The organism is Streptosporangium fragile, from assembly GCF_039534445.1.
GTDB classification, from domain to species: Bacteria; Actinomycetota; Actinomycetes; order Streptosporangiales; family Streptosporangiaceae; genus Streptosporangium; species Streptosporangium fragile.
This window is the reverse complement of sequence record NZ_BAAAVI010000051.1, coordinates 1-21260: the sequence shown is the minus strand read 5'-3', so window position 1 is coordinate 21260 and position 21260 is coordinate 1. Positions and strand designations below refer to the sequence as shown.

20 protein-coding genes are annotated in these 21260 nt (G+C 71.8%); 14 read left to right on the top strand and 6 right to left on the bottom strand.

Going from position 1 to position 21260, the window contains the following annotated elements:
• The first annotated feature begins 188 nt into the window (after positions 1 to 188).
• From ABD841_RS28380 to ABD841_RS28370, 3 genes are all read left to right on the top strand, one after another.
• Entirely contained in the window at positions 189 to 893 is a 705-nt protein-coding gene (locus ABD841_RS28380) for a ComF family protein (protein WP_344978204.1), read from the top strand.
• 518 nt (positions 894 to 1411) lie between these two features.
• Positions 1412 to 2080 carry a ribosome hibernation-promoting factor, HPF/YfiA family gene (gene hpf / locus ABD841_RS28375; RefSeq protein ID WP_344978202.1) on the top strand — a complete coding sequence of 223 codons (669 nt, stop codon included), beginning with the start codon at positions 1412 to 1414 and terminating at the stop codon, positions 2078 to 2080.
• A gap of 95 nt (positions 2081 to 2175) precedes the next feature.
• A complete protein-coding gene (locus tag ABD841_RS28370; protein WP_344978200.1) occupies positions 2176 to 2880 on the top strand; it encodes a response regulator in 705 nt (234 codons plus the stop codon).
• Positions 2881 to 3078: 198 nt separating this feature from the next.
• On the opposite strand, the gene ABD841_RS28365 is transcribed toward ABD841_RS28370, so the two are convergent.
• Positions 3079 to 4284, bottom strand: coding sequence for a winged helix-turn-helix domain-containing protein (locus ABD841_RS28365; protein ID WP_344978198.1), 1206 nt, complete (start codon positions 4282 to 4284; stop codon positions 3079 to 3081).
• Between the two features lie 192 nt (positions 4285 to 4476).
• Positions 4477 to 4737 (bottom strand): HGxxPAAW family protein, encoded by a 261-nt coding sequence (locus ABD841_RS28360; RefSeq protein WP_344978196.1) that lies wholly within the window; start codon positions 4735 to 4737, stop codon positions 4477 to 4479.
• Positions 4738 to 4990: 253 nt separating this feature from the next.
• On the opposite strand from ABD841_RS28360, the gene secA reads away from it, so the two are divergent.
• Positions 4991 to 7789, top strand: coding sequence for a preprotein translocase subunit SecA (gene secA / locus ABD841_RS28355; protein WP_344978194.1), 2799 nt, complete (start codon positions 4991 to 4993; stop codon positions 7787 to 7789).
• A gap of 240 nt (positions 7790 to 8029) precedes the next feature.
• Here secA and ABD841_RS28350 read toward each other — a convergent pair whose 3' ends face one another.
• The 3 genes from ABD841_RS28350 to ABD841_RS28340 form a co-directional block, all read right to left on the bottom strand.
• The gene (locus ABD841_RS28350; protein WP_344978192.1) at positions 8030 to 8557 is read right to left on the bottom strand and encodes an Rv3235 family protein; all 528 of its coding nucleotides are present in this window, start codon (positions 8555 to 8557) and stop codon (positions 8030 to 8032) included.
• A gap of 218 nt (positions 8558 to 8775) precedes the next feature.
• Positions 8776 to 10344: a PTS transporter subunit EIIC gene (locus ABD841_RS28345; RefSeq protein ID WP_344978190.1), complete on the bottom strand. Its 1569-nt coding sequence runs from the start codon at positions 10342 to 10344 to the stop codon at positions 8776 to 8778.
• A 273-nt stretch (positions 10345 to 10617) separates the two neighbouring features.
• Positions 10618 to 11358, bottom strand: coding sequence for a GntR family transcriptional regulator (locus ABD841_RS28340; protein ID WP_344978188.1), 741 nt, complete (start codon positions 11356 to 11358; stop codon positions 10618 to 10620).
• Between the two features lie 168 nt (positions 11359 to 11526).
• Between ABD841_RS28340 and ABD841_RS28335 the strand changes: the two genes are divergently transcribed.
• The 8 genes from ABD841_RS28335 (at position 11527) to ABD841_RS28300 (ending at position 18026) form a co-directional block, all read left to right on the top strand.
• Positions 11527 to 12561 carry an SIS domain-containing protein gene (locus tag ABD841_RS28335; protein WP_344978186.1) on the top strand — a complete coding sequence of 345 codons (1035 nt, stop codon included), beginning with the start codon at positions 11527 to 11529 and terminating at the stop codon, positions 12559 to 12561.
• A gap of 65 nt (positions 12562 to 12626) precedes the next feature.
• Positions 12627 to 12863, top strand: coding sequence for a PTS sugar transporter subunit IIB (locus ABD841_RS28330; protein WP_344978184.1), 237 nt, complete (start codon positions 12627 to 12629; stop codon positions 12861 to 12863).
• 56 nt (positions 12864 to 12919) lie between these two features.
• On the top strand, positions 12920 to 13366 hold the full coding sequence (locus ABD841_RS28325; RefSeq protein WP_344978182.1) for a PTS sugar transporter subunit IIA: 447 nt from the start codon (positions 12920 to 12922) through the stop codon (positions 13364 to 13366).
• Positions 13367 to 13451: 85 nt separating this feature from the next.
• Entirely contained in the window at positions 13452 to 14093 is a 642-nt protein-coding gene (locus tag ABD841_RS28320; protein WP_344978180.1) for an HAD family hydrolase, read from the top strand.
• A gap of 44 nt (positions 14094 to 14137) precedes the next feature.
• The gene (locus tag ABD841_RS28315; protein WP_344978178.1) at positions 14138 to 14395 is read left to right on the top strand and encodes an HPr family phosphocarrier protein; all 258 of its coding nucleotides are present in this window, start codon (positions 14138 to 14140) and stop codon (positions 14393 to 14395) included.
• Positions 14392 to 16074 carry a phosphoenolpyruvate--protein phosphotransferase gene (gene ptsP / locus ABD841_RS28310; RefSeq protein WP_344978176.1) on the top strand — a complete coding sequence of 561 codons (1683 nt, stop codon included), beginning with the start codon at positions 14392 to 14394 and terminating at the stop codon, positions 16072 to 16074. The genes ABD841_RS28315 and ptsP overlap by 4 nt, the downstream gene beginning before the upstream one ends.
• Before the next feature lie 59 nt (positions 16075 to 16133).
• Entirely contained in the window at positions 16134 to 17462 is a 1329-nt protein-coding gene (locus ABD841_RS28305) for a glycoside hydrolase family 3 protein (RefSeq protein WP_344978175.1), read from the top strand.
• A 234-nt stretch (positions 17463 to 17696) separates the two neighbouring features.
• Complete coding sequence (locus tag ABD841_RS28300) at positions 17697 to 18026, top strand: hypothetical protein (RefSeq protein ID WP_344978173.1); 330 nt, start codon at positions 17697 to 17699, stop codon at positions 18024 to 18026.
• A gap of 505 nt (positions 18027 to 18531) precedes the next feature.
• On the opposite strand, the gene ABD841_RS28295 is transcribed toward ABD841_RS28300, so the two are convergent.
• Positions 18532 to 19734, bottom strand: a complete 1203-nt coding sequence (locus ABD841_RS28295; protein ID WP_344978171.1) for an acyl-CoA dehydrogenase family protein — start codon at positions 19732 to 19734, stop codon at positions 18532 to 18534.
• Positions 19735 to 19815: 81 nt separating this feature from the next.
• Between ABD841_RS28295 and ABD841_RS28290 the strand changes: the two genes are divergently transcribed.
• Both ABD841_RS28290 and ABD841_RS28285 read left to right on the top strand, forming a co-directional pair.
• Positions 19816 to 20460 (top strand): HAD family hydrolase, encoded by a 645-nt coding sequence (locus ABD841_RS28290; protein WP_344978169.1) that lies wholly within the window; start codon positions 19816 to 19818, stop codon positions 20458 to 20460.
• Between the two features lie 133 nt (positions 20461 to 20593).
• A complete protein-coding gene (locus ABD841_RS28285) occupies positions 20594 to 21100 on the top strand; it encodes a DUF6912 family protein (protein ID WP_344978260.1) in 507 nt (168 codons plus the stop codon).
• Positions 21101 to 21260 lie beyond the last annotated feature (160 nt).

Below are 21260 nucleotides of genomic sequence, written 5' to 3'. Positions count from 1 at the left end.
GGACGGCGACGGCTCCGGGGACGGCCGGGCAGCCCTCTGGGAAGCGGCGACCGGTCCGCTCCGGGTGTGGACCGGTTCGTTCCGGGTGTGCGGCGGCCGGGGCCGCTCCCGCCGGACTTCCGTGGCCGGGACACCCATCCGGCCTCTGTCCTGCGATTTCTGTCGGTGGGGCATGACACCGTGAGTCCGTGACGACCGCCATGCTCGACCTGATCCTGCCGCCCCGATGCGCCGGATGCGACGCGCCGGGCGTTCTCGTCTGCCCCCGCTGCGCCGTGGAGCTCCACGGCCGGCCCGCGCGCCGGACCCCCGATCCCGCCCCGCCCGGCCTGCCCGCGTGCTGGTCGGCGGGCGAATACACACCCGCCGTGCGCCGGATGATCATCGCGTACAAGGAGCGGGGCCGCACGGCCGTCGCGCGTCCCCTGGCCGGGGCGCTCGCCCTGGCGGTGGCCGCCGCGGCGGGCGCGCGGCCGGTCGTGCTCGTGCCGGTGCCCAGTGCGCGGCCGGTGCTGCGGCGGCGCGGGCACGACCCGGTGACCCGGCTCGCGGAGCTGGCGGCCGGTTACCTCGGTCTGGCCGGGTGGCCCGTGACCGTGGCCGGGGTGCTCGCCCAGCGGCGCCGGGTGGCCGACCAGGCGGGGCTGAGCTCGTCTCAGCGGGCCGCGAACCTCTTCTCGGCCTTCACGGTTCCGGCCGACCGGAACGCGCCCGTACCGCGATCCTGGGGCGGCGTGGAGGCGGTTGTGCTGGTCGACGACATCGTCACCACGGGCGCGACGCTCGCCGAGGCGGCCAGGGCGCTCCGGGAGGCGGGGGTGACCCCCTCCTTCGCCGCCGCGGTCGCCGCGACACGCCGAAGAGATCAAAATCGCAGCGGTGACGGAGGGTAAAGAGAAAGCAAATGGTCATTCTCACCCCGGCGCCACATCTCGCCGCCTCGATCGGGGCATAAGAGCTGCTCAGTGGGTATGGAAAGCCGTCGTGCGCCGACGCGCCGGACCTGCCTGCGGTGCCCCGGAGCGGGCCGCGGACCCGCTGACGCTACCCAAAGTGATCCTTCGGGGGATCGGCAGGCTGACATTCGGCCAGGATGCGGATAGCGTCTGAGCCATGGCACCCGCTCGGGTCCGTGGTTGCGCCGGACCGACCCCCGCTGGGGGGCCGGCCTGGCTAGCCGATGCCAGCCGCAGGCGAAACGGCCCACGTAAGACGACTTTTCGTCGATCGATCACGGTGCGGCTTAGAGGTAAGTCCTGCCTTCCCGAGGAGCCAGATGTTCCTCGCCAGAGGAGAAGGGCATGTAGTGGCAAAGAGCTGCGAAACCCTCAGCAGGCGGATGTGGGGACGAAGACCAGGTCGGCCGAGCGGGTGTCGCGTACCACCGTCGAGATTCGAAGGGGGGCTGTGCATGGAGATCATCGTCAAGGGGCGGCACACCGGAGTGAGTGACCGATTCCGCGATCATGTGAACACCAAGCTGGCCAGGATCGAGCGTCTTGACCACAAGCTCATTCGCGTTGACGTGGAGGTGTCCAAGGAGCGTAATCCCCGCATCGTCGACCAGCGCGAGCGGGTAGAGCTCACCATCCACTCGCGCGGTCCCGCCATCCGCGCGGAGGCCTCGGCCGACGACCGCTTCGCCGCCCTTGACATAGCACTCGGAAAACTCGAAGGAAGGCTCCGCCGTCTCGCCGACCGGCGGAAGATCCACCACGGCAACCACTGCCCCCCCTCGGTCGCCGAGCTGACGGCCACCGCGCTCGCGGAATCCCTGGAGAGCGCCCCGGCCCGGCTTCTCACCGAGGCGGAGAGCCGGCCCGCGGCCGAGACCGCGGACGAGGCCGAACTCTCGGAGGACCAGGCGATAATCCCCATCGAGATGGACGGCGACGGGCCGCTCATCGTCAGGGAGAAGTTCCACAAGGCCGAGCCGATGACGATCGATCAGGCCCTCCTGGAGATGGAGCTGGTGGGGCACGACTTCTACCTGTTCCGCGACAAGGAGAGCGGCCAGCCCAGCGTCGTATATCTGCGGCAGGGGTACAACTACGGCGTCCTGCGCCTCGTCGAACCCTGACGGACGCGTTCGAAGATCCTCTCCGCCCAACCCGAGGACCGTGAAACCCGTGTAATCATGGCGGTCCAACGGCTCTGGCCCCCCGAGGAGGAGGCGTGACGGAACCCGACGACGCAACCGGCTCCGCCGGGCGTGGCGACCCGATCCGCGTGCTGATCGTTGACGATCACGCGCTGATCCGGCGCAGCCTGGAGATGGCGCTGGACGCGGAGACGGATATCGAGGTGGTCGGCGAGGCGAGCGACGGTCAGGAAGCGGTCGAACTCGCCGACCGTCTCACCCCGGACGTCGTGCTCATGGACGTCCGGATGCCGCGCAGGAGCGGCATCGAGGCCACACGTGCGATCAAGGCCTCCGTGCCGAGCACGCGGATCATCATGCTGACGGTGAGCGACGAGGAGGAAGACCTCTTCGAGGCGATCAAGGCGGGAGCCACCGGCTACCTGCTGAAGAACGTCCAGCTCGACGAGGTCCCGCAGGCCGTGCGCGGCGTGCACGAAGGGCAGTCGCTGATCAACCCGGCGATGGCCGCCAAGCTCATCAGCGAGTTCGCCAGCATGAGCCGCAAGGAGGCCGAGCGGCCACCGCAGCTCCCCGTTCCGCGCCTGACGGAGCGGGAGATGGAGGTGCTCCGCCTGGTCGCGAAGGGCATGAACAACCGGGAGATCGCCAAGCAGTTGTTCATCTCGGAGAACACCGTGAAGAACCACGTCCGCAACATCCTGGACAAGCTCCAGCTGCACTCCCGGATGGAAGCGGTGGTCTACGCGGTGCGCGAGCGGATGCTGGAGATCACCTGACGCGGCCCGTCCGGCGCGGCGACCGTCCCGCGGTCGCCGCCCCCCCGGTGCCGGTGCGCGCCCGGCGGTGATCCGCCCGCCCCCGGTGGTGATCCGCGCCCGGTGGTGATCCGCTCGCCCCGGCGGTCCGCGGTGGTCTCCGTGCCGATCCCGGTCCGGACCCGCCCCGGGCGGTCGCGGTGGTCGCCGCCCCTCCGCTCAGCGCCCCAGGGCGTCGTGGAGCGGACCCGCCAGCAGCGGATCGACCTGTTCGACGCGTACGGCGTCGCAGCCGACCCAACCGGCCGCCTCCCACAGCGCCTCGGCCAGCGGCCCGGCGCCCTTGCCGGGGGAGACGCCCGGTTCGAGCCCGACCTGGCGGGCGACGAGCGTGGAGCCCTCGCGCGCCGGGTCGACCCGGCCGATCAACCGGCCTCCGGCCAGCAGCGGCATGGTGAAGTACCCGTGGACGCGCTTGTCCTTGGGCACGTACGCCTCCAGGCGGTGGTTGAAGCCGAAGACGCGGAGGGTGCGGGCGCGGTCCCAGACGAGGGAGTCGAACGGGGAGAGCAGGGTCGTACGGTGGCGGCCCCGGGGTTCGGTCTCCAACGCGGCGGGGTCGGCCCAGGCCGCGGCCGAGCGCTCCGGCCACCCGGAGACGCGGACGGGCACCAGCCCGGTCGCGCCGTCGAGCAGGCACCGGTCGAGCAGGAGCGCCTCGGGAGCCTTGAGGCGGAGGAAGTCGACGAGGTCGGCGCGGGTGGCGACGCCCAGGGCGCGCCCGGCGATCCGGGCGAGGCGGGCGACGCACTCGGCGTCGGACAGGTCCTCGGCGAGCAGGTGCGCGGGGACCGCGCGCTCGGTGAGATCGTAGACGCGGCGCCAGCCCACCCGGCGGGTGCAGACGACCTCGCCCGTGTCGAGCAGCCACTCGATGGCTATCTTGGAGTCCGACCAGTCCCACCAGGGGCCGCCGTTCTTGGCGCCGCCGATGTCGGTGGTGGTGACGGGCCCGCTCTCGCGGACCAACTGCAGGATCTTGTCCACGCTGTCGGGCACGTCGTGCCAGCGGAACTTCCGGTCGCGGTAGTAGCGGCGCCGGAACGCGTACAGCGGCCAGTCGTCGATCGGCAGGATGCAGGCCGCGTGGCACCAGTACTCGAACGCCCGGGCCGGGTCGTCCCAGTAGGCCCGCTCGACCTTCTGCCTGCCGACGGCGCCGAGGCGGGCGTAGGCGACCAGCTCGTGCGAGCGGGCCAGCACCGAGATCGTGTCGAGCTGGACGGCCCCCAGCCTGCGCAGCGTCGCGGGGGCGCCGCCGCGGCGGGCCTCGGCGCCCAGGAAGCCCTGGGCGCGGAGGATGATGCGGCGAGCCTCGTCGGGGGAGAGGGCGAGCGTCATGCCCGCCCCCGGGGGAAGCAACACGTCAGCATGACGCCGAGGTTAGCGCCCCACACCGACGAAAGGGCTATGCCGGTGTCAGCCCGTGCTCTCCGGGTGGCCGCTCCGGCGGCCGGGTCCACAGGCCGGTCGTGCTCCGGCGCGGCCGCCCCGGCCGTCCCGCCGACTGCCCCGGTCGTCCCGCCGGTCGCCCGGTTGTCCCGGCCGGCGGGCCCGTCAGCTGAGCATGTCCCGGTTCGTCCCCGCGTGCATCGTACGGGGGGCGTCGAGGACCACGTCCTGGAAGACCCGGAAGGCCAGCAGCAGGATCCCGCCCAGGGCGCAGACCGCCGCCCCCATCCAGAACATGAACCAGTTGGGACCCAGGCAGAGGGCCACCCCCGCGATGGTGAAGCCCAGCAGGATGACGGTCACGGCCAGCCAGGACGACGCCTTTCCCCCGTGGTTGGCGTCTGCCTGATGCGTGTCGTCCGCCATTGCGGCCACTCCTTCCGAACATAACGACGCGCCCGCGCGGCGATTCCCGCGCGGGCGTGCTAGAGGCGACATACCCCTAGAAGCTGGTCGTACTCTCTCAAAGAAGGGGGCAAGGAACGCTATCCGCTGCCGGGGCGTGATTCAGGGTGGCTGTGTCAGGTGGTAGAACCGCCTACGATGGCAGCGGAGAACCATGTCTCGTCCTCAACCGGGCCGTCCGGCCGCGGAAGACCTGCGAGGAGCTTTAGCTAAAGTGCCAGCCTTTCTCGACAAGATTCTTCGCGCAGGCGAAGGCAAGCTTCTGCGTAAGCTCAAGCGGATCGCCGACCAGGTCAACTCCATTGAAGACGACTTCACGAGCCTGACCGACGCCGAGCTTCGCGCGCTGACCGCGGAGTTCAAGCAGCGTTACGCCGACGGCGAGTCTCTCGACGACCTGCTGCCCGAAACCTTCGCCACCGTCCGTGAAGCCTCCCGGCGGGTGCTGGGCAAGCGTCACTTCGATGTGCAGATCATGGGCGGGGCCAACCTGCACATGGGCAACATCTCCGAGATGCGCACCGGTGAGGGCAAGACCCTGACCTGTACGCTCCCCGCCTACCTCAACGCCATCTCGGGCAAGGGCGTCCACGTCGTCACGGTCAACGACTATCTGGCCAAGCGCGACGCCGACGAGATGGGCCGCATCCACCGCTTCCTCGGCCTGGAGGTCGGCGTCATCCTGGCCAACATGCCGGCCGACGAGCGCCGCAGGCAGTACAACGCCGACATCACCTACGGCACCAACAACGAGTTCGGCTTCGACTACCTGCGCGACAACATGGCCTGGTCGCTGGAGGAGTGCGTCCAGCGCGGCCACAACTTCGCCATCGTCGACGAGGTCGACTCCATCCTCATCGACGAGGCCAGGACCCCGCTGATCATCTCCGGTCCGGGCGAGCAGTCCGGCAAGTGGTACGCCGAGTTCGCCAAGATCGTTCCTCGGCTCCGCAGGGGCACCGAGGGCAAGGACGGCGAGGAGAGCAGCGGCGACTACACCGTCGACGAGAAGAAGCGCACAGTGGGCATCTTCGAGTCGGGCGTGCAGAAGGTCGAAGACTGGCTCGGCATTGAGAACCTCTACAAGCCCGAGCACACCCACCTGGTGGGCTTCCTCAACAACGCGTTGAAGGCCAAGGAACTCTACAAGAAGGACAAGGACTACATCGTCGTCGACGGCGAGGTCCTGATCGTCGACGAGTTCACCGGGCGCGTCCTGCACGGCCGCCGTTACAACGAGGGCATGCACCAGGCCATCGAGGCGAAGGAAGGCGTCAAGATCAAGGACGAGAACCAGACTCTCGCCACGATCACGCTGCAGAACTACTTCCGCCTCTACGCCAAGCTCTCCGGCATGACCGGCACCGCGGCCACCGAGGCCAACGAGTTCCACCAGACCTACAAGCTCGGCGTCGTCCCGATCCCCACGAACCGGCCGATGATCCGTAAGGACCAGGCCGACGTGGTCTACAAGACCGAGGACGCCAAGTTCCTGGCGTGCGTGGAGGACATCAAGGAGCGCTACGAGAAGGGCCAGCCGGTCCTGGTCGGCACCACCAGCGTGGAGAAGTCCGAGCGCCTGTCCAAGGAGCTCAAGCGCAGGGGCGTCAAGCACGAGGTCCTCAACGCCAAGAACCACGCGCGTGAGGCGGCGATCGTGGCCGAGGCGGGCCGCAAGCACGCGGTCACCGTCGCCACCAACATGGCCGGTCGAGGCACCGACATCATGCTCGGCGGCAACCCCGACTTCCGCGCCGACCTGGAGCTGCGCAACCGCGGTCTCGACCCGGTCGAGACCCCGGAGGAGTACGAGAAGGCCTGGGGCGAGGCGCTGGAGAAGGCCAAGGAGGTGGTCAAGGCCGAGCACGACGAGGTCACCGAGCTGGGCGGCCTCTACGTCCTGGGCACCGAGCGCCACGAGTCGCGGCGCATCGACAACCAGCTGCGCGGCCGTTCCGGCCGCCAGGGCGACCCGGGCGAGTCGCGGTTCTACCTCTCGCTTGAGGACGACCTGATGCGCCTGTTCAACTCGGCCAGGGTCGAAATGATCATGACCCGCCTGAACATCCCGGACGACGTCCCGATCGAGTCGGGCATCGTCTCCAAGGCCATCGCCTCCGCCCAGCACCAGGTCGAGCAGCAGAACTTCGAGATCCGCAAGAACGTTCTGAAGTACGACGAGGTCATGAACCGGCAGCGCAAGGTGATCTACGCCGAGCGTCACCGGGTGCTCGAAGGCGCCGACCTGCACGAGCAGATCCGCACCTTCATCAACGACGTGATCGACGACTACGTCGCGGGCGCCACCGCCGAGGGCTTCGCCGAAGAGTGGGACCTCGACAAGCTGTGGAAGGCCCTCGGCCAGCTCTACCCGATCAGCGTCGCCGTCGACGACGTCATCGGGAAGGCGGGCAGCGTCGAGGAGCTCACCGCCGAGCTGCTCAGCGAGCGGATCAAGGACGACGCGATGGCCGCCTACGACCGTCGCGAGGAGGAGCTCGGCTCGGAGGCCATGCGGGAGCTGGAGCGGCGGGTCATCCTGTCGGTCCTCGACCGCAAGTGGCGCGAGCACCTCTACGAGATGGACTACCTGCAGGAGGGCATCGGCCTGCGCGCCATGGCCCAGCGCGACCCGCTGATCGAGTATCAGCGCGAGGGCTTCGAGATGTTCTCCCGGATGCTGGAGGGCATCAAGGAGGAGTCGGTCGGGTACCTGTTCAACCTCGAAGTCGAGGTGCAGACCAACCCGATCGTCGAGGAGGCCGAGGCCAGCGAGGACGCGGCGATCGCGGAGACCCGCTCGATCATCGCCCGCGGCCTGCGCGGCCCCGACCGCCCCTCCGAGCTGGAGTACACCGCGCCCGGCGAGAGCGGCGAGATCGAGCACACCCGGGTCAGCACCCGGGCTGAGCGCGACGCCTACGGCAACGTCGAGCGCAACGCCCCGTGCCCCTGCGGCTCGGGCAAGAAGTACAAGCGCTGCCACGGCGACCCCAAGCACACCGAGGCCTGACCGCCTCCGGAAGGGCCCGCACCCATGGGTGCGGGCCCTTCGGCGTTCCCGGGTTCTCCCGCCCTCTCGACATCTCCGGTTCCCGGGTCTTCGGGTTCCCGGTCTTCCGGGTCTTCCCGGCCCTTCGGTTTGCCGGTCTTCCGGCCTCCCGGGTCTTCCCGGCCTTCCGGGGTCTCCGGGCTCCGGGACTCTCCGAGCCCGGCCGGGACGGCGGGCCGGTGCCCAGTGCGGGACGGGCGCTCAGGGGGCCGTCTCGACGTCGGTGCACAGCCAGCGCACGCCCCTGCGTTCCAGCCTCAGCGCCAGTACGCGCGAGCGGTCGCCGCAGTCGACCACGGTGCACATCTCCACCACCCCGTCCTCGGGCTGGGAGACGTGAAGCCGGCCGGTCCGGGGCGGCCGGGTGCTGTCGATGACCTTTCCGCTCCGGACCAGCTCGGCCTGGGCCCGGCCGGTCAGGTGGCAGGCGACGCTCGCCGGCGGCCGCCTGCCGGAGAGAATCTCGGCGACGGCCTGCGCCAGGGCCCGCAGCCGCCGCTCGTCGGGGGGCGCGCCCGGCGGGCCCCAGACCAACGGGTGCTGCGCCCGGCGACCCGCGGCCCCGGAATCCCTTCCGGGCTCGGGGTCCACGGTGAGGGCCAGGGCTCCCTGGACGTACGGCGGGGCGGCCGGGGCGTCCCCGGCGGGGCGGTCGTCGTCGTAGGGCGGTTCGGCGGAGGGGGAGGGCGCGAGCCGGGGGAGCGATACCGGCCGTCGAGAGGGCGACATGGGCGACTCCGAGGATGCTGGGCTGCTGGTCGGCATGGGTGACAGATCAAGGAGTTTCCGGTCTGCCGTCCGGATACGTACTCCGCCAACTTCTTCGGAATCCCGGCTGATTCGCCCGATTGGGAGGGGAAGACGGCCTGGGGTTGGAGCGGTTCATCATCACCGGGAGACGGGTTCCGGCCGTGACGGTGATCCCCGGCGGGCGGCCGAAACGCGGCTCAGGAACCGGGCGGGCCGGTCTCCGGCCCGTCCCGCGGGGTGCCGGTCCGTCCCGGGGACGGCTCCGCGGATCCCGTGGGCGGTGTCGTGGGGCCCGGCGGTTCCGTGGCTCCCGCAGGAGGCGCAGGCGGTTCCGCGGAACGGGCAGGAGGAGGCGTCGTGGACCCCGGAGGTGGCGCCGTGGCTTCCCGGGGAGATTCCGCGGACGGGACGGCGGTCGTACCGGGAACGGGGGAGGAGGCCGGGGCGGGCGCGGCGGCCGTGTCGGTGGGCGCCCCACCGTCCTCGGGCTCCCGGCCGGGGGTGGCCAGGTTGAACTTCCTGATCATGAATGTGAACAGCAGGTAGTAGATCACGAAGTAGAGCACGCCGAAGCCGATGATCACCCCGAGCTCGCGGGTGTTGGACTTGCCGGCGTTGAGGAGCATGTCGATGGCGCCCGCCGAGAAGGTGAACCCGAGGCGGGCGCCCAGCTCGGCCATCAGGGCCATGGACAGCCCGGTGAGGAACGCGTGCACCACGAACAGCACCGGGGCCACGAAGACGAAGGCGAACTCGATCGGCTCGGTGATCCCGGTGACGAAGGCGGTGAGCCCCGCCGAGAGCATGATGCCGCCGACGGCCGGGCGCCGGTGCGGTGGCGCGGCCCGCCAGATCGCGATCGCGGCGCCGAGCAGGCCGAACATCATCACCGGGAAGAAGCCGGTCATGAAGATCCCGGCGCCCTCCTGACCGGCGAAGTAGCAGTTCAGGTCACCCGCCGCGTTCTTGGTCGCGCCGTCGACCCCGGCCGTGCACCCGGGCAGGGTGAACCAGACGATCGTGTTCAGGAAGTGGTGCAGGCCGATCGGGATGAGGAGCCGGTTGGCGACGCCGTACGCGCCCGCGCCCACGGTGCCGTGGACGGAGAGCCAGTCGCCCACCCCGGCGAGCCAGTCGCCGACCGGCCGCCAGAGCAGGCCGAAGGCCACGCCGAGGACCATCGCGACGACGGCGGTGACGATCGGGACGAACCTGCGCCCGCCGAAGAAGGCCAGCCAGGAGGGCAGCTTGATCCGGTAGTACCGCTGCCAGAGCAGGGCCGCGGTGAGGCCGATGACGATGCCGCCCAGGACGCCGGTGGGGTTCTGCACGCCGAGGTTCAGCGCGGGCACGGCCTGCCCGTCCGGCCCCACGACTTTCTGCGCGACCTTCTTGTAGACCTCGGACTCCGGCGCGGCGGTGAAGAAGATCGTCCTGCTGACCCGGTCGAAGACCAGGTATCCGACGAGGGCGGCGAGTGCGGTGGAGCCGTCCGCCTTGCGGGCGAACCCGATGGCCACGCCGATCGCGAACAGCAGCGGCAGGTTGTCGAACAGGGCCCCGCCCGCGGCGGCGAAGATCCCGGCCACCTGGTCGAGGAAGGCGTTGTCGGTGCGGCCGAGCAGGTCCTCCTGGCCGAACCTGAGCAGCAGACCGGCCGCGGGCAGCACCGCGATCGGCATCATCAGGGAGCGTCCGACGCGCTGCAGGACCGAGAAGGCGGACGACCAGACGCCCGGGCCGCGCTCCGCCGCTGCCGTGCTCATCCTCGACCCCCCCGTCTGCCGTGCTCTGCGGGGGATGGAGGGTATGTACCACCCGGTGCGGCGAATACACGGCGACGACCGGCCGGACGCCGCGCGCTCGTCGGAACGGATCCGGGTGGTACGGCGGCGGGCGGACCCGCGTCCGCCGAGGGAAAGCTCATGCTCTTTCCTCCGGGGGGCTGAAGGAGGGAGGCTGACGGGTGCGCGGCGGCCTCGGCCCGGGTGCGGGACGGGCGCGGCCGGGGCGTTCGGCGGGGAGGAGCCCTGCGGGCTTCAGGAGCGGCGGGTCGGTATTTCCAGGACCGTACGGAGCTGGTAGCGGTCGGCGCGGTAGGTGGAGACTCCGAGCTCGGCGCAGACGCCGCCCGCGAAGGAGCGGCGCTGGAGCAGCAGCACGGCCCCGCCGCGCGGCAGCTTCAGCAGGTCGGCGTCGCCGGGGTCGGCGATGCCGCCGTCGATGGTGAGCTCGCCCGCGTCCAGCACCAGGCCGTAGCGGGTCTCCAGGAGAGCGTACAGGGAGCGGCCCGTCAGGTCGTAGGTGTCGAGGTCGGGCGCGAGGGAGACGGGGATGTGGGCCCGTTCGATGCACATCGGCTCGCCGGCCGCGGTCCGCAGCCGCTCGATGAAGTGCACCTCGTCCCCCGGCCGGATGCCGAGTTCCCTGGCCAGGTGCGCGCTGGCCCTGACCACCCGGCGGTCCAGGTCGCGGGAGCCGGGCTCCATGCCCCTGGCGCGCATCTCGTCGCTGAAGGACGTGAGCCGGAGAGCCATCTCGATCTTCGGGCGGGCCACGAAGGTGCCCTTGCCCGCCACCCGCTGCAGCCTGCCCTCGGAGACCAGGTGGTCGACCGCCTGTCGCACGGTCATGCGGGACAGGCCGAACCGCTGGCAGAGTTCGCGCTCGGACGGGATCGCCGAGCCGATCGTCAGCTCGTTGCTCTCGATGAGGTCGAGCAGGATCTCCCGCAGCTGGAAGTACTTTGGCACGGGGCTATCCGGATCGATCTGAGCCATGGAATCCCCCCTCGATCTGAAATGTGGCATGAGTTATGGTTCGTACTGGTCTAGTCCGGACTAGACCAGAGACTGGAAAAGCGTGTCAACGTATGGACCGGCGACGGATCGATAACGGCCCGATCTCGTCCCCGCCGAGGTCCGTCCGAACCGAAGGATGAGCGCGAGATGACGACCAAGATGCGCAGCGAGATCGCCGAGCAGCCCGCTGCGCTGCGAGCCACACTGGATGCCCTCCTCCCCCGGGTCGCCGAGGTGGAGCGGCTGGCGGGACAGACCCGTCAGCTTCTGTTCATCGCCCGCGGCACCTCCGACAACGCCGCAGTCTATGGCCGCTACCTCGCTGAGACGCACACGGGACGACTCTCCACGCTCGCCGCCCCCTCGATCGCCACCACCTACCGGCGCAAGCTCGACCTCGACGGCGTCCTCGCCGTCGGTCTCTCCCAGTCGGGCCGGACCGAGGAGATCGTCGAGACCCTCGCCTGGGCCAGGGACTGCGGTGCGAAGACCGTGGCCATCACCAACGGCGGGGAGCGGAGCCCGCTGGCCCAGGCCGCCGACCTCGCCCTCTGCACGGTCGCCGGGGAGGAGAAGGCCGTCCCGGCCACCAAGACCTACACCACCCAGCTCGCCGCGCTGGCCGTGCTCGCCCTCGGTCTGGGCGCGGACGTCGACCCCGCCGACCTGCGGCGGGCCCCGGACGCGGTGGAGAAGCTGATCAACGACCCGGGTGACCTGGAGGCGATCGTCGAGGGCCTGGCCGACAAGCCGGGCGCCGTCGTCTCCGGCCGTGGCCTGGCCTTCTCCACCGCGCTGGAGCTGGCGCTCAAGCTCAAGGAGGCGTGCTACCTGCACGCGATGGGCCTGTCCTACGCCGACCTGCTGCACGGCCCGATCGCCGTGGTCGACGAGGACACCCCGGCCATCCTGGTCGCGGCGGGTGAGGGCCCGACCCTGGCCGGCACCGTGGCGCTCGCCGAGCGGGTCACCGGCGCGGGCGCCTCGGCCTTCACCGTCGGCGGCGGCACCGCGCTGTCCGCGGTCGCCACCGCCGCGCTGAACGGTCCCGACCTGCCCGAGTGGGTCGCCCCGCTGGGCCTCATCGTCCCCGGCCAGCTCCTGACCGAGGCCCTCGCGCGCAGGCTGGGCATCGACCCCGACGCCCCCCGCGGCCTGAACAAGGTGACCCAGACCGACTGATCACACAGTGTCCTTTAGCCTGGTCATAGCCTTGGAGACAGGGCCAATCACAATGGGAGGGCGACATGGCGGCCGACGCCGACGCGATCATCGCCGGACTCGGTGGTGCGGACAACATCATCGAGATCGAACCGTGCATCACCCGGCTCCGCACCGAGGTGCGCGACGCCTCCAAGGTCGATCAGACGGCTCTCAGGGCGGCCGGGGCGCACGGCGTGATGGCCGCCGGGAACATCGTCCAGGTGGTGGTGGGCCCCGAGGCCGACACGATCGCCAGCGACATCGAGGACGTCATCGGCTGACGGGGCCTTAGGGGCCGTTCCCGCCCTCCGGGGCGGGACCTGCCGAGGGGGGTGCGATGACCACAGTTCTGGCACCGGTCGCGGGGGCGGCCGTGGGGTTGGCGTCGGTGCCCGACCCGGTCTTCTCCGGGAGTCTGGTCGGGCCCGGCATGGCGATCGAGCCCGTCCGGACGCCGGGCTCGGCGCTCTCTCCCATCGCGGGCACGATCGTCAAGCTCCACCCGCACGCGTTCGTCGTCGTGGGCGACGACGGCCGCGGGGTCCTCGTCCACCTGGGCATCGACACGGTCCAGCTCAAGGGCGCGGGATTCACGTTGCTGGCCGCCGAGGGCGACCGGGTGGACGCGGGGCAGCCCGTCGTGGCCTGGGACCCGGCGCGGGTCGAGGCGGGCGGCCGTTCCCCGGTCTGCCCGGTCGTCGCCCTGGACGCTCCCGCCGGTGCCGTCACCGGCCTCGCCGAGGGTTGGGTGGAGGCGGGAGACGGGCTTTTCGAGTGGAGGTGACCCCGCTGGGGTTCGGCCCCGCGGAATCGGCAAGGATGCTGGGGCAGGAACGGATCACGATGACGGCACGGAGGCTGGTTCACCCATGTATGCGGCGGCGCTCTTCGATCTCGATGGCACGCTGATCAACACCGAGCCGCGGAGCCTCGCGATGTGGTCGATGCTGCTGAGGAGCCACGGGGTCGTCCACGACGAGGTCGTGCTGCGCCGGTTCATGGGGCGGCGCGGTCGCGACGTCCTGGCGGAGCAGGCGCACCTGTTCCCCGGTAAGCAGATCGACGACCTGATCGCCGAGGTCTTCTCTTTCGACGACCATCCCGATCTGCCCGACATCGTGCCCGTCCCGGGCGCCGCGGATCTGGTCCGCCGGGTCGCCGAGCACGGGTCGCCGGTCGCGGTCGTCACCTCCGCGGGCAGGGACTGGGCCGAGGCGCGGCTGGCCGAGGTCGGCGTACGGGCCCTGGTGGACACGCTCGTCTCCGCCCAGGACGTGGTCGTGGGCAAGCCGGACCCCGAGGGTTTCCTGCTCGCCGCCGCGCGCCTGTCCGTCGATCCGGCACACTGCGTGGCGTTCGAAGATTCGATCGCCGGGATCACGGCGGCCAAGGCAGCCGGCATGTCCTGCGTGGGGATCGCGACGACCCACACGGACGCCGAGCTCGCCGCGGCCGATCTCGTGGTCGCGGACCTGACCGGGGTCGGCTGGCCCCTGTCGCCCCGTCAATGAACCGGGCGGTCTAGACCGCCCGGCCGACTCTCCAGGAGGATTACGTGGCCGAGCGCCAAGTCACCGTTGCGGCCGAGGTCGGCCTGCACGCCCGTCCGGCTGCGACGTTCGTGCAGACCGCCGCCAAGGCGTCCGTGAACGTCACCGTCGCCAAGGGGAACGGCGAGCCGGTGAACGCCAAGAGCATCCTCGCCGTGCTCTCGCTCGACGTTCGCCAGGGCGACACCGTGGTGATCAGGGCCGAGGGCGAGGGGGCCGACGAGGTGGTCGACCAACTCGCCGGTATCGCATCGGCGCCATGACAACGCTCACGGGGGTGGGGGTGAGCCCGGGGATCGGCGTCGGTCCCGCGTACGTCCTGTCGTACGAGGCCGCCGTCCCGTCCCCGGAGGCCCGGCACGGCGGGGACGCCGCGGCGGAGCGGGCCAGGGCCGAGGCGGCGCTCGAACGGGTCGCGGCCGATCTCGAGGAGCGGGGGGCCCGCGCCGGCGGTGAGGCCAGAGACATCCTGGACGCCCAGGCCATGATGGCGCGCGACCCGGGCCTGACCGCCGAGGTGGCCCGGCTGGTCGACGGGGGGACCGGCGCCGCCCGCGCGATCTACGAGGCGTTCGGCCGCTACCGCGAGGCGCTGGCCGGGGCCGGGGGGTACCTCGGCGAGCGCGTCGCCGACCTCGACGACGTCAGGGACCGGGCCGTCGCCGTCCTCGAAGGACGGCCCCTGCCGGGCGTGCCCGTGCGCGCCGCCGAGCCGTACGTCCTCGTCGCCCGGGACCTGGCGCCCGCCGACACCGCGCTGCTCTCCCGGGACGTGGTGGCGGCCTTCGTCACCGAGCAGGGCGGGCCGACCAGCCACACCGCGATCCTCGCCCGCGCGATGGGCGTGCCGGCGGTCGTGGCCTGCCCGGGGGCGACCTCGATCGCGGCGGGTACGCGGACGCTGGTGGACGGGACCGGCGGTCTCGTACGCGCCGAACCCTCCGGCAGTGAGGTGGCCGAGGCACGGGCCGCCGCCGCGGCGCGGCAGGCCGGGCTGGCCGCCGCCACCGGACCGGGCGCCACCTCCGACGGGCGTCCGGTGCCGCTGCTGGCCAACATCGGAGGGCCGCGCGACCTGGCGGCCGCCCTGGAGCACGGCGCGGAGGGCGTCGGGCTCTACCGGACCGAGTTCCTCTTCCTCGACCGGGCCTCGGCCCCCGGCGAGGAGGAGCAGGAGGCCGCCTACCAGGAGGTGCTGGACGCCTTCCCCGGCGGCAGGGTGGTCGTGCGGACGCTCGACGCGGGCGCGGACAAGCCCCTCGCCTTCCTGCCGCCGCAGGCCGAGGAGCCGAACCCCGCGCTGGGGGAGCGGGGGATCCGGCTCTCCCGGGCGCACCCGGAGATCATGAACGTCCAGCTCGCCGCGCTGGCCCGGGCGGCGTCCCGGTCCTCGGCGCGGCTGCAGGTGATGGCGCCGATGGTGGCCACCGCCGAGGAGGCCGCCTGGTTCGCCGCCGCCTGCGCCGAGGCGGGACTGCCGTCGGCGGGGGTGATGGTGGAGGTCCCGTCCGCGGCCCTGCGCGCCGCCGATCTCGCCGCCGTGGTCGACTTCCTGTCCCTCGGCACCAACGACCTGGCGCAGTACGCCTTCGCCGCCGACCGGCAGCTGGGCGCGCTGACCGCGCTCCACGACCCCTGGCAGCCCGGCCTGCTCGACCTGGTCGCGCTGGCCGTCGAGGGGGCCGGAGAGCACGGCACGCCCTGCGGGGTGTGCGGCGAGGCCGCCGCCGACCCGGCCCTCGCCTGCGTGCTCGTCGGGCTGGGCGTCGCCTCGCTGTCGATGTCCGCACCCGCGCTGCCCGCCGTGCGGGCCGTGCTCTCCCGCCACAGCCGCGAGCAGTGCGTCCTGGCCGCCCGCGCCGCGCGGGCCGCCGCCTCCGCGACCGAGGCCCGTACCGCGGCCCGTGCCCACCTGCCGGGGCTGGCCGAACTGGCCCTCTGACGGCGCGAGGACGGCCGCGGGTGGCGTGCCGGGTCGCTCGCGCGGATAGCGTGGGAACCATGGCTCGGTGGATGCGTACGACGGGGATGGCAGTGATCGCGACGGTGGTGGCCGGGTGCGCCGCGTCGGGGACGGCGGCGGCTCCGGCGCCGCCGGGCTCGCCCCGGCAGGGCGGTGCCGACGCCGCGGCGACGCCCGCCCCCGCCACCACACCGACGGCGCCCGCGACGGCCAAGCCCTCCGGGGTGGAGGCCGTGCTCGCCTCGATGAGCGTGGAGGAGAAGGTCGGGCAGCTCTTCATGCCCGTGCTGTACGGGGCGGCGGCCGACACGGTGTCGGGCGAGAACCAGGCGCGCTTCGGTGTCGACACCCCCGCGAAGATGGTCGCCAAGTACCGACCGGGAGGTGTGATCCTGTTCCCCTGGGCGGGCAACGTCAAGAGCGTCCGGCAGGTCGTGGCGCTGACCAACGGGCTGCAGAAGGCGTCGCCGGAGATCCCGCTGCTGATCGCCGCCGACCAGGAGAACGGCCAGGTCTCCCGGCTCGCGCCGCTGGTCACCGACCTGCCGGGGGCCTCGGTCATCGGTTCGACCGGCGACCCCTCGCTGGCCCGCAGGGCCGCCGAGGCGACGGGCGTCGAGCTGCGTGCGCTGGGCGTCAACCTCGACTTCGCCCCGGTCGCCGACGTCAACATCAACCCGCGCAACCCGGTGATCGGCCCGCGTGCCTACGGCTCCGACCCGCGCAAGGTCGCGCCGATGGTCGCCGCCGCGGTCCGCGGCTTCCACGACGCCGGGATCGCCGCCACCGCCAAGCACTTCCCCGGGCACGGCGACACCGCCGTCGACAGCCACACCGGCCTGCCGGTGATCACACACTCCCGGGCCCAGTGGAGCAAGCTCGACGCCCCGCCGTTCGCCGCCGCCATCGGCAAGAACGTCGACGCCATCATGAGCGCCCACGTCGTCATGCCGAAGCTCGACCCGTCCGGCGACCCGGCCACGCTCTCCAAGCCGATCCTGACCGGGCTGCTGCGCGAGGAGCTCGGCTTCGACGGGGTCGTCTCGACCGACGCGCTGGACATGGCGGGGGTGCGCAAGAAGTACGGCGACGGTGAGGTGGCCGTGCGGGCGATCCGGGCGGGGGCCGACCTGCTGCTGATGCCGCCGGACTACCGCGAGGCGTACCGGGCGGTGCTGGCCGCGGTGGAGTCCGGGAAGATCTCCGAGGACCGGCTCGACCAGTCCGTCCGGCGCCTGCTGAAGCTCAAGGCCGCCCGCGGCCTGCTGGAGAAGGCCCCGGTCGTCGATCCGGCCGAGGCCGAGCGGGTGCTGCGCTCAGCCGAGCACCGCGCGCTCGCCCGGCTGATCAACTCCCGGGCCCGCTGACCCCGGTTCCGGGGGTCTCCCGCCTCTCCGCGCCGCCCACGGCGCGGAACTCCTCGGCGATCTCCGGCAGCTTCACCGGGCCGATCTCTCCGGGGCCGCGTCCCGTGAGGACCGGGACCGGCGCGTCGTCGCGCGCGGGCCGATCGACCCCGTCGCTGTGATCATCCGGGTTCGCCTCCGCCGCCCGACGGACGCGGTCCGGTGGGGGCCCCCGCGGTCTTCACCACGGATTCCGTGGCTTTCGCGGTTTCTGCGGTCTTCGTGGTCTCCGCGGTCTTCGCGGCCGGAGCGGCGGACTTCGCACTGCGGGCGGTGGACCGTGCGGCGCGGGGAGCGGATCCCGCCTTCCGCGCCGTGGACGTCCCGGACGTCCCGGACGTTTCGGACGTCGTGGGCGCCGGGGACGCCTTCTTCCGCGGTGCGGGCCCCGGGAGCCGGGCGGCCGGCTCCGCGGACCGGCTCTCCCTGCGGGCGCGCTGGGCGATCACCGTGCCGACCCCGATGGCCGCCGCCACCGGCCATTCGATGAGCCCCGCCACCGCCAGGGCACCGAGCCCCCCGTAGTAGGCGAGGCGCTCCGGCGGAGGGAGGAACGTCCTGGCGGTGTGGACGGCGTGGCTCGCTTCCTGCCGGTTCACGTACGGCATGCGAACATGCGGCATGCGGAGGTGCGGCATGTGCGGCGGCCGGACCTGCACCGTCAGCATCGGCAGGTTCAGCGTGTACGAACGGTCGCCCGTCGCCGGCTCCGCCGCCTCCCGCTCCGCCGTCCGCTGTTCCGTGGGGGCCGGCGCGGTGGACCGCGGCGCCGTGCGGGTGCGCGGTTGGTGTGTCTGAGCTACTGCCATGATCCCTCCTCACAGGAACCGAGGGAGAGGGCCGTCGCGGCCGGGGAAGACCGATCACGCCTTCCACGTGCCGTGGTACGGCCCCGACGCACTCCCGTAGCGTTCCTCGACCGGGGACCGCGAAACTCGTCTCCGCCCTTGATCCGGATATTTGTGGGGAATCTTCCTTGTTTGTGCCTCCATGCGCCCGGCACCCGGGAAGCCGCCGGGAGCCCGGGACGCTAGGAGAGGTACGGCTTGAGCTCGCGCCGGGCGACGGTGCGGAGGTGGACCTCGTCCGGGCCGTCGAAGATGCGCATCGCGCGGGCCTGGGCGTACATCATGGCGAGCGGGACGTCGTCGGAGACGCCCATGCCGCCGTGGATCTGGATGGCCCGGTCGATGACCTCGCAGGCCATCCGGGGGGCGACGACCTTGATGGCGGAGATCTCGGAGGCGGCGGCCCTGGCGCCGACGGTGTCGATCATCCAGGCGGCCTTCAGGGTGAGCAGCCGGGCCTGCTCGATGGCCAGGCGCGACTCGGCGATCTGCTGCTGCACGACGCCCTGCTGGGCGAGAGTCTGGCCGAAGGCCACCCGGTTGGCGGCGCGGGTGCACATCAGTTCCAGGGCCCGCTCCGCCATGCCGATGGCGCGCATGCAGTGGTGGATGCGGCCGGGGCCCAGGCGGGCCTGGGCCAGGCGGAAGCCGTCGCCCTCCTGCCCGATCAGGTTCTCGGCGGGCACCCGGACATCGGTGAAGACGACCTCGGAGTGGCCGTGCTGCTCCTGGTAGCCGAAGAGCGGCAGGTGACGGACGACCTCCACCCCCGGGGTGTCCAACGGGACCAGGATCATCGACTGCTGGCGGTGCGGGGGCGCGTCCGGATCGGTCTTGCCCATCACGATCATGATCTCGCAGCGCGGGTCGGCCACGCCGGTGATGAACCACTTACGACCGTTGATCACGTACTCGGAGCCGTCAAGCCGGATGGAGGTGGCGATGTTGGTCGCGTCGCTGGAGGCCACGGCGGGCTCGGTCATCGCGAAGGCCGAGCGGATCTCACCGGCGAGCAGGGGCGTGAGCCAGCGCTCCCGCTGCTCCGGCGAGCCGAACATGTGCAGGAGCTCCATGTTCCCGGTGTCGGGCGCCGCGCAGTTCAGCGCCTCGGGGGCCAGGTCGATGGAGCGGCCGGTGACCTCGGCCAGGGTGGCGTAGTCGAGCACCGACATGCCGGATTCGTCAGGGAGGAACAGGTTCCACAACCCGCGCGAGCGGGCCTCCGCCTTGAGTTCCTCCACCACCGGGGGAAGCTCGTGGTTGTCGTGACCTCGGTCGCGTCGCCACGCGTGGTACACCGGCTCCGCCGGGTACACATGCGTATTCATGAAATCGGTCAGGTTGGCGAGGTACTCCTCGGCCTTGCTGCTGAGCGCGAAGTCCATGGCGGTCAGTTTCGCACCACCCCCTTTCCCGCCGTGCACCGGCCGGACCTACTCTGGAACCCGTTTCATCGAGGAGGCGAGATGCTGAAGGGCGTGCTGATCGACTGGGGCGGCGTGCTCACCGTGGACCTCTCCGAGGCCGTCGCGGAGTGGGTCGTCGCCGAGCGGCTCGACCCCGACCACTACCGTCAGGTGATGCGCGAGCTCGTCATGAACGCCTACGAGGGCTCGGCGACCGGGGAGAACATGATCCACGCTCTGGAGCGCGGCGAGATCTCCGGGCTGGACTTCGAGCGCGACCTCGCCGCCCGGCTGCTCACCACGGACGGCGTGCCGCCGATCGCCGAGGGGCTGCTGGCCAGGATGTTCTCCAGATTCCACCGGGTCGAGCCGATGTACGAGATGCTCCGCGAGGCGCGCGCCGCCGGGGTGCGGACCTGCCTGCTCTCCAACTCCTGGGCCAACGAGTACCCCCGCGACGGCTGGGACGACGTCTTCGACGAGGTCGTCATCTCCGGGGAGATCGGCATGCGCAAGCCCGAGGCCAGGATCTTCCAGCACGCGCTGGGCAGGATCGGCCTGGCCGGGCCGGAATGCGTGTTCGTCGACGACATCCAGGCCAACATCGAGGCCGCCCGCGGGCTCGGCATCGTCGGCGTGCACCACCGCGACCCCGAGACGACCATCTCCGAGCTGGAGACCCTCCTCCGCGTCCCGCTGCGCTGACGGCGTACCCGCCGGTCCGGCGCGTGCCGCACCGCGCGGGCAATCTCCCTGCCGGGTCGCCGGGACTGGCACACTCGTGGGGTGAATCGGTGCCGAACCGGTGCCGATCCCGGAGAAACAGATCGAGGCATGGATGCGCGTCTACCTGCCGTGTACGCTCCCGGCGCTGGCCCGCGTGGCCGCCGCGGGGGAGATCGGCCCGGCCCCGCTGACCGGCTACGCGGTCACCCCCGCGTTGGTCGAGTGGTACGTCTCGGGTGACACCGAGGAACTGGAGTACGTCGCCCTGACCGAGGCGGCCAGGGCGTCCCTGCGAATGCTCGCCGCCGACCGCGCGGACGGGGTGGAGGTGGCCGCGCGCCGGGTGGTCGTCGCGGTCGACGTGCCGGACGGCGACGTCAGCGGCGGTACCGACCTGGAGGAGCGCGCCCGGGTGCGGCTCGCGGCGCCGGTGCCGATGGCGAAGATCGCCGCGGTCCACGTGGACGACACGTCGGCGGTCAAGGACGTCGAGGCCGCCATCGCGGCGCTCCCCGCGGCCGACCGGGGCGACGACGACGCCCAGTTCGTCGTGGACGGGGCCGAGGCCAACGAACTGCTGTGGTACGCCACCCAGGAGATCCCCGACCTGGTCGGCTGAGCGCGCGGGACCGGAGGCGGTGGCACGGGGGTGACCGCCTGCGCGGCGCGGTGGCGCACGGGAGCGGTCGCGTGCGGGGCCGGGCGGTGGCACGGGGAGCGCCCGGCGCCGGCCGCGGGGGCATCGGCACCCGCGCGTGCCGGGGGCGGCGGGTTCGGCA

What these genes read in the sequence shown, in the direction of transcription:
- hpf (WP_344978202.1), top strand. Translation starts at nt 1,412, where the DNA reads ATGGAGATCATCGTCAAGGGGCGGCACACCGGAGTGAGTGACCGATTC.
- ABD841_RS28360 (WP_344978196.1), bottom strand. Translation starts at nt 4,737, where the DNA reads ATGGCGGACGACACGCATCAGGCAGACGCCAACCACGGGGGAAAGGCG.
- ABD841_RS28350 (WP_344978192.1), bottom strand. Translation starts at nt 8,557, where the DNA reads ATGTCGCCCTCTCGACGGCCGGTATCGCTCCCCCGGCTCGCGCCCTCC.
- ABD841_RS28345 (WP_344978190.1), bottom strand. Translation starts at nt 10,344, where the DNA reads ATGAGCACGGCAGCGGCGGAGCGCGGCCCGGGCGTCTGGTCGTCCGCC.
- ABD841_RS28340 (WP_344978188.1), bottom strand. Translation starts at nt 11,358, where the DNA reads ATGGCTCAGATCGATCCGGATAGCCCCGTGCCAAAGTACTTCCAGCTG.
- ABD841_RS28335 (WP_344978186.1), top strand. Translation starts at nt 11,527, where the DNA reads ATGACGACCAAGATGCGCAGCGAGATCGCCGAGCAGCCCGCTGCGCTG.
- ABD841_RS28330 (WP_344978184.1), top strand. Translation starts at nt 12,627, where the DNA reads ATGGCGGCCGACGCCGACGCGATCATCGCCGGACTCGGTGGTGCGGAC.
- ABD841_RS28325 (WP_344978182.1), top strand. Translation starts at nt 12,920, where the DNA reads ATGACCACAGTTCTGGCACCGGTCGCGGGGGCGGCCGTGGGGTTGGCG.
- ABD841_RS28320 (WP_344978180.1), top strand. Translation starts at nt 13,452, where the DNA reads ATGTATGCGGCGGCGCTCTTCGATCTCGATGGCACGCTGATCAACACC.
- ptsP (WP_344978176.1), top strand. Translation starts at nt 14,392, where the DNA reads ATGACAACGCTCACGGGGGTGGGGGTGAGCCCGGGGATCGGCGTCGGT.
- ABD841_RS28305 (WP_344978175.1), top strand. Translation starts at nt 16,134, where the DNA reads ATGGCTCGGTGGATGCGTACGACGGGGATGGCAGTGATCGCGACGGTG.
- ABD841_RS28295 (WP_344978171.1), bottom strand. Translation starts at nt 19,734, where the DNA reads ATGGACTTCGCGCTCAGCAGCAAGGCCGAGGAGTACCTCGCCAACCTG.
- ABD841_RS28290 (WP_344978169.1), top strand. Translation starts at nt 19,816, where the DNA reads ATGCTGAAGGGCGTGCTGATCGACTGGGGCGGCGTGCTCACCGTGGAC.
- ABD841_RS28285 (WP_344978260.1), top strand. Translation starts at nt 20,594, where the DNA reads ATGCGCGTCTACCTGCCGTGTACGCTCCCGGCGCTGGCCCGCGTGGCC.